This is a genomic window from Mycoplasmopsis mucosicanis, assembly GCF_006546935.1.
Taxonomy (GTDB): Bacteria; Bacillota_I; Bacilli_A; order Mycoplasmatales; family Metamycoplasmataceae; genus Mycoplasmopsis; species Mycoplasmopsis mucosicanis.
In genome coordinates, this window is record NZ_SMDN01000006.1 from 57,079 (window position 1) to 64,609 (window position 7,531).

A 7,531-nucleotide genomic window follows, 5' to 3' on the forward strand; every position below is an offset into this window, starting at 1 on the left:
TAAAAAATTACTAGGAGAATAATAAATGCAAGAAAAACAAAAATACATGTTTGCTATTGATCTGGATGGCACACTACTTTCTTCAAGTGCTAAAGGTACAATTCATCCAGTCGCAAAGCAAGCTATTAAAAGAGCAGTTGATGAAGGGCACATTGTTTGTTTAATTACTGGTCGTCCATGAAGATCTACTCGTCCTATTTATCGTGAATTAGGTCTAAATACAGTTGTAACAAATTACAACGGTTCTCAAATTCACAACCCCGCAGACGAAAACTTTATTCCACTAATTAAATATTTAAATTTAAATGAAATGCTTTATATTTTAGGTGATCCTAAAGTTAGAAATGAGATTTCTAACCTAGCTATTGAAGGACCAGGCTGAGTTCAAATTGAACATCGAGATGAAGCATTGGAACAAGTTTTTGGTTTTGCACAAAATCCTAAATTTAAAGTCGGATTAGACTTTAACAAAATTCCTTTAAGACCAACAGGTATTATTTTTGATGTTAAAGAAACTACTGATCCAGATGATTTACGAGACTATTTAAGAGCAAAATATGGTGATTTAGGTGAATTTAGTTATTGATCAAAAGGTGAAGGTCTAACTCCTGTGTTTGATATTACAAACGTTTCTGTAAACAAAGGACGTGCAATTTCACTTTTAAGTAGATATTATGGTGTTGAATTGGAAAATATTGTTGCGTTTGGTGATGGACACAATGACGTTTCTATGTTTAAGGTTGCTAAAACAGCAGTTGCAATGAAAAATGCTAAAGAACCAATTAAAAAACATGCAACAGTGAGATTAGAATACTCAAATGTTGAGGGTGGTGTAGGATACTACATCAATCAGTTCTTAGATAATCCTGAAGCAGAAATAGCAAAAAGTCTTGAACTTCGTAAAAAAATGAAATATGATGAATACTCATCAGCAGATTTTGAATAAAATGAAATTTATTGAGTTTAATGAACAAATTGACTTAAAAAGCAATCTAATTATTGGAGTGGATGAAGTAGGTGCAGGTGAATATTTTGGTCCCTTAATTGGTGCTGCGGTTTTAATTCCTATTGAAAATAAGCAAAAACTTATTAATTTAGGTATTAAAGATTCTAAGGCATTGAGTGATAAAAAAATTATTGAACTGGCTCCAAAAATTCAAATGCTTTGTGAGTATGGTGTTTATACACTCACTCCAAAAGGGTATAACAATTTAATTGATTCCTATAATGCAAATGAACTTAAATGTTTAAGTCATCTCAAAAGTATTGAAAAAATTAATTCTCGCGCTGATTATATTTTTATTGACCAATATTCAACCTTAAGAAGCATTGAAAAGTATTTTGAAAGACTTTTAAACGTTGAATTTTTTGCTCTCAAAAGCGTTTCAACCGATGTTATTTTAGCAACAAAAGGTGAGCAAAAATGTCTTGAGGTTGCATGTGCTTCAATACTGGCCAGAGCAAGACTGCTTCAATATCAGCAACAAATGAGTATGGATTATGGTATAACCTTTGAAAAAGGGTCTTCGAACAAAACTAAAGAGTTTGCACAATGATTGTGAAAAAATAGACCCGACATTAATCCTTATTTAGTTTGTAAGAAGAATTTTAAGATGTAATTAAACCGTTAAATTAAGAACAAAAAAACACGTAATTTCAGTATTTACGTGTTTTTTTAAAGTTGTGCATTGATTATTTATTTGCTGAATTTCGTTTAGATTTAAATATTTTTCTCATTCAGTTTGGCATTGATTGTGCATCATCTGATGGTTCTTTAAGTAAAAGTGTTCCAATAATTGCAATTAGTGAAGCAACAATAATAATTACAAACTCAATAATTCTGTAAGTAAAATCGCTACCCGCACCAACTTCTTTTCCAATAAGCGAAACTAAACTTATAATGATTAGAACAATTGTAAATGCAATATATCCAAGACCTCAGATTAAACTAAACATTCAGCCAATTGTTTTAGGATTGTTATCTTTATACTCGTGTGGTAGATTTAATATAACACCTTGAATTCCTCATAGACACATTCCGCATAAGAAGCCAAAAATATAGAAGAATACAGTTGCGACTACATTATTTTTAGAAACACCATAAATGAATGTTATTAATGAAAGTATGTACATTATGATACCTATCATTATTACAGAAGCAACATAAGTTTTTCTTTTTAAATTGTATTTTGATCATAGACCTATTGAAATCGGTCCAACAAAAACAGCTGCAAGGAATGCTATATATCAATATCTAATTAGCTTTGTAAAATATGTAAATTCTGCACTATTTCTGTCTACACCACTTAATGAATTAAATATAAAGTGTGAAAGTGATGTTGGAAACACAACTGCACAAAGTCATCCACCATAAACCAATACTCATACTCATGTACTTTTTTGTTTGAGATAACCTTTTAAAATTGTTCAACTTCTAGTTTTTGGTTCATTAGTTTCAGCGTTTTTAGGCACTTTATCAAATTTAGAGCCAAAGAAGATAAAGATTAATAATGGAATAGCATTTAGTGCTGAAATAATAGTAAAAATAGTTTTTCAATGTTCTCTTATTGCTGCAGTGTTTCCAGCAACAACAAATGGAAGAACAGCAATAATTGTACCTAATGGATAAAATCAAATTCCAAATTGAGATACAATTGCTTTTTGTTTCTTTTGAAAGAAATTAGCGGCAATTGGTTGAGTTAAAATAATTAACATTGTTCCACCAATAGCCATAAAAGTTCTTAAAATTAAAAATAATGCATAACCTCATGGTTGACCTGGCAAGTATTGAGCAGGAATTCCAAGAAGAGTTAATACAAGCGCAATTGTGGTTGCATTTTTGTGTGCAAAACGTACTAAAAGTATTGCAACAATTACTGAACCAATACCCCTGCCGATTGTAATACCTCAGTTAGCTGCATTGCTAATAAGATCAAATGATGGTGTTTTTTCTATACCGAAGTATCCTAAAAAACCAGGATCTCCCTTACCACCACCCGCAAGACCAACTGCGAAACCTCAGTTAGCAACGAATAGTAGGTATGCAAAGGAAATAAAACCTCATAAGAAAAAGCCATACAAAATTTTCTTTTTAGGATCTAAAACACGATCAGAGTTTTGTGTGATTTTCATTTTGTCCTTTCTTTGTATATCTACAAAATTAAATTTTGCATTTTAATTATAATGGAAAACAAAAATGTTTCCACATTTTTGTTGCTCATAATACAAAAAAAATTACAATTTTTGACCAAAACACACATTTTTGAGTATAAAAAAAACAAGCGAAAGCTTGTTAAATTTGAATTGCAATAAATAAAATTGCAGATAAGACACATATACCAAGAAAACTTCAAAGTGCAATTTTGTAGAATCTTGTTTGTTTATATTTTCTTTTACTTGTTGAAATGTTATTGATTAAGTTATAGTTTTTATTGAGACTTTTTAAATAGTCAATACGTTTTTCACCAATGAACACAAGAGCAAGAATAATTCCTGAAAGTAGTGTTGGAATAATTACTTCTGAAATACCTTTGACTGCTGTAAGTATTGACGAACGTTGAGTTATACTGAAATTGTGTATCTCATCAGGTTTTATAATATATTCATAAATTGTTTTGGAAATAACATCGCCTGTACCTGTACCGCCCGGTGTAGGCGAAATTGAGTTGATGTTTCTGATGAGTACTGAAGCAACAATTAAATTAAAGTAATATCCACCTTTTATATTTGATTGAAGCATATCACCAGCAGAAGCAAATCAAGCTAAAGGCATAAATGCTATAGGCGAAATTTTCAACAAAATTAACTCAATTATTCTATATCATTTTCGCAACGTGATTTTAAGACCACGACGCAGTTTATAAAACTCATTATGATATTTAGATTTGAGTGCTTCAGGGTCATAAATATTGATAAAAGGTAGTCATTCTAGTAAATAAATAACATATTTGAGCACAAATTTCTGTATTTTTGAACTCAATGCGAATAGTAAAAACAATGTTGAAACAGTTGTGTCTATTGTAATTCCTAAAACAAGTGAAACAATCATTACAACAACGCGTGGATCTGATGTATTTGCAAAAAAGTTTCCATAGAATGCAATACCAATAGGAATAAAAATAATTATTGAAATAATGTTGGTTACTTGTCAAACAAAAGTGTTAATTACAATTGCTGAAAGAAGTTGAGAACGCGGCACTCCTTTTCTACGCAAATATCAAAATGTTGCAATATCCCCTCCAATTGATTTTGGAGTGACATTCTGAGATACAAGTGAGATCAATGAACCTATCAATAAGTCACGGAATTTAACATTGAGTCCTTGTCAGCTCAATAACCGCTTAAAAATCATCGCATTAATAAACGAATATACTGGAAATCCAAGGATTATTGAAATAAATGCCGTTCGTGTTCCATAACTTTGATTTATCTGCGACCAAATTGTTGAAAATACGGAAGCACTAGGTGAATCAACTGAATTTGAGTTTTTGAAGTTATACACTGAGTGGAATAAAAAGATAAAAATTCCAATAAAAATGAGTAAAAATGCAACATATTTAATGATTGATAGTGGTCTAAATTTAGGTATAAGATTGCTTTCCTTTAACTCTAAAATACCCTCAACAATTTCTTTTTCACGCACAATTACGTTTAGTCTGTTGTCTTTTTCGTTAGAACGCTGCAGTACATCAGTCATCACAGTTAGTTTTTCATTAGTAGGGTTGTATACTAAGATACATTCAGCACCATGAGTAAATGAAATTTTTAAATAGAGCATTGATTCGACTGAATTATTTTTGTATTCTCTAACGTTTGCAACAATATTGTCACCAATTTTTTTAGCATCCTTAACTCTATTTATAAATGTTGCAACACTGCTTTTATTAATTTCATATGTCCGCGAAACACAATGCGCAAAGCCATATTTATCATAAATTTTGTTCAAAACATCAAAAAGAGTTAAACCTTGTTTTTTATAAACATCAATCATTCGCATTATTTCAAGACTAAATGTGAATGCATCATAACAGAGTGTCTCTGGGTTGACGATAAATTCAAAATTATTGTTGAATGCAAATAATAAATTTTTATTCTCAAGCTGTTTTTTATATAAAAGAGACCTATTTGTGTACTTAAATACCTCAATATTGTGTTGATTAGCAATTGAGTCAACTAAACTTGATGTGTTGAGGCTTCGAGCAATATAGAACTTATTTAGTTTCTTTGCATCAGTATCTGGATCATCATGAATTAAGAAATAAAGATAGGTTGCAGCCAGTTGTGAGGGACTCAAAAATTTATATAAACTCTTGTGTTTTATTGAGATGCTTACTCCACTACCTGAGTTATTTATTGTAAAGTTTGCATCGTTCTTTTTGAATCAATGCGCAGTGTTTATCATTACTAAATTATCAAATTTGCTTACATATCTATTTTTGTCTGTTTTTGCCCTAAACACTGAAAAATGAATACTATATGGCTCAACCAACTTATTAAAAAAGCGTACATTATCACTTGTTGCGAAGTCAATACCGAACTTACAACTAGACAGTCTTTTTATTGAAGGTTTGTTAGCAAAAAAATCATCAGTTTTTGCTTTTATTGTTTCAGAACCATTTATCCTGTTTATATCAATCTTTTCAGCAGTAGCATCTAATTTTGAATAGTCTATTTTATTTAACTCATATCTAAGTGTTGCTATGACATCACCACTGAAATCAAGTCCATCACCTCAATAAAAACATATTTGATAACCATTTTTAATATTTTGGTAGCGACTTATAAACAATCTTACTGCAATGTCATTTTCGTGCGCGATAACCTTTTGAAAAGTACCAGGCAAATCTTTAATTGTTTCACAAATATAGATTTGATAACCTTTTGAACTTAAAACACTCGCTATAATTGATGAAAAAAGAAGGCTTTCTTCATTTAGATCAGAACCAATAAACACTTTTTTGTTTTTGGTTTCTTTATGTTCTAATGTGCTAGCCAATGAATAAGCAATAGCAATTACAGTATCCGGGTTTAATGCATTGCTTCCATCACCAAGTTTAGCAATTATTTTATTATCATTAAAAAACAAGTGCTGTGCAAAGTTGTATGAGATATTATTTCGTTCATAACCTAGACCAAAACTTCAAGAATTACTAATTCCTGAATTGTTTTTCGCTTCTTTTATTGAAAAACTATTGAATGATGAACTCATAATTCTCCTTTCTAAATTAATATTTATTATTAAAAATAAATATCCCTACTTAATTTTATGTGATTTATAATGTTTATATGATAAAAATTTTGCTAGCAGGCACACCTGAATTTGCTGTGCCTATTTTTGAAGAAGTAATTAAAAATTTTGAAGTTGTTGCTATTGTTTCTCAACCTGATCGTCCTTCTCTTCGTGGCAGGGTAAGTGTTCCAACTCCTACTAAACTTTTAGCGCAAAAGTACAATATTAAGTGTTTTCAACCCGAAAAAATATCGCAAATTTATGATGAATTAGCTCAATTAGATTATGACTATTTATTAACTGCAGCATTTGGTCAATACATTCCTACAAAGGTTCTTTCATTAGCTAAAAAATTAAATTTGAATGTTCATGGATCATTATTGCCAAAATATAGAGGAGCTGCTCCAATTCAACATGCGGTGTTAAACGGGGATTCAATTACAGGAATTTCTTTAATGGAAATGGTTAAAGAAATGGATGCAGGAGATGTGTTTGCTGTATCAACTGTAGAGATTAATGATGATGACACTAGCGGAAGTGTATTTGAAAAAATGCAAAATTCAGCTAAAGAAAATATCGTCAATTGAATTAATGAAATTGACCAAAACACACGTAAACGAGTAGTTCAGGACAAAAACTTAGTAAGCTTAAGTCCTAAATTGGAAAAAGCAGATGGCGAGATAAAAAACTCGTATACTACACAAAAGGCATTACGAATCATCAAGGCTTTCAACCCTAACCCTAGTGCTTATGCGTTTATAAATGGCAAGAGAGTTAAGATGAATTTTGCAACCACTACACCAATAAAAAATGCTCCGATATTAAATTTAAGTGATGGCGCAATTTATTTAACTGATTATAGTTTTGAAGGCAAAAAAAGAGTTATTTTAAAATAAAAACCGCTTTTGCGGTCGGTGTTAAAAACATATGGTGCCGACAACAGGACTTGAACCTGCGACCCCATCCTTACCATGGATGTGCTCTACCGACTGAGCTATGACGGCGCGAAGTAATTATAGCACTTTATGCTTGTTTTTTAACTATATTGTTGCACTAACTCAACAAAATTTACTTGTCAAATAGGCAAGTATTTTTTTCACAAATTTTGTGGAAACATATTCAAAAACGCTTCGTTTTTGCATTTTCCTTTCGTTTTTTTTTTTTTTTTTTTTATGATAGGTGAAACAAAACAATATGAAAGGTAATCATGAAATTAAAAAAACTAACATCATTACTCATACCTATGGTCGCTTCATTACCATTTGTTGCTGCTGCATGTGGTGGAGAAGGTAAAAAAGGAAA

General features: G+C 30.8%; 6 protein-coding genes and 1 tRNA gene. 4 read left to right on the forward strand and 3 right to left on the reverse strand.

Annotated elements, in window-relative coordinates:
- Positions 1–25 precede the first annotated feature (25 nt).
- Positions 26–946, forward strand: coding sequence for a Cof-type HAD-IIB family hydrolase (locus tag E1I18_RS02115; RefSeq protein ID WP_141483953.1), 921 nt, complete (start codon positions 26–28; stop codon positions 944–946).
- A gap of 1 nt (position 947) precedes the next feature.
- Complete coding sequence (locus E1I18_RS02120; RefSeq protein ID WP_170218515.1) at positions 948–1,619, forward strand: ribonuclease HIII; 672 nt, start codon at positions 948–950, stop codon at positions 1,617–1,619.
- A gap of 73 nt (positions 1,620–1,692) precedes the next feature.
- On the opposite strand, the gene E1I18_RS02125 is transcribed toward E1I18_RS02120, so the two are convergent.
- Together E1I18_RS02125 and E1I18_RS02130 are read right to left on the reverse strand one after the other, a co-directional pair.
- Positions 1,693–3,132: a hexose phosphate transporter gene (locus E1I18_RS02125; protein WP_141483955.1), complete on the reverse strand. Its 1,440-nt coding sequence runs from the start codon at positions 3,130–3,132 to the stop codon at positions 1,693–1,695.
- Between the two features lie 160 nt (positions 3,133–3,292).
- Complete coding sequence (locus E1I18_RS02130) at positions 3,293–6,208, reverse strand: lysylphosphatidylglycerol synthase transmembrane domain-containing protein (RefSeq protein ID WP_141483956.1); 2,916 nt, start codon at positions 6,206–6,208, stop codon at positions 3,293–3,295.
- A gap of 80 nt (positions 6,209–6,288) precedes the next feature.
- On the opposite strand from E1I18_RS02130, the gene fmt reads away from it, so the two are divergent.
- Positions 6,289–7,125: a methionyl-tRNA formyltransferase gene (gene fmt / locus E1I18_RS02135; RefSeq protein WP_141483958.1), complete on the forward strand. Its 837-nt coding sequence runs from the start codon at positions 6,289–6,291 to the stop codon at positions 7,123–7,125.
- A gap of 32 nt (positions 7,126–7,157) precedes the next feature.
- On the opposite strand, the gene E1I18_RS02140 is transcribed toward fmt, so the two are convergent.
- Positions 7,158–7,233 (reverse strand) — tRNA-Thr (locus E1I18_RS02140).
- A gap of 203 nt (positions 7,234–7,436) precedes the next feature.
- Between E1I18_RS02140 and E1I18_RS03845 the strand changes: the two genes are divergently transcribed.
- On the forward strand, positions 7,437–7,531 hold a 95-nt coding region (locus E1I18_RS03845), incomplete at its 3' end, for a variable surface lipoprotein (RefSeq protein WP_141483957.1).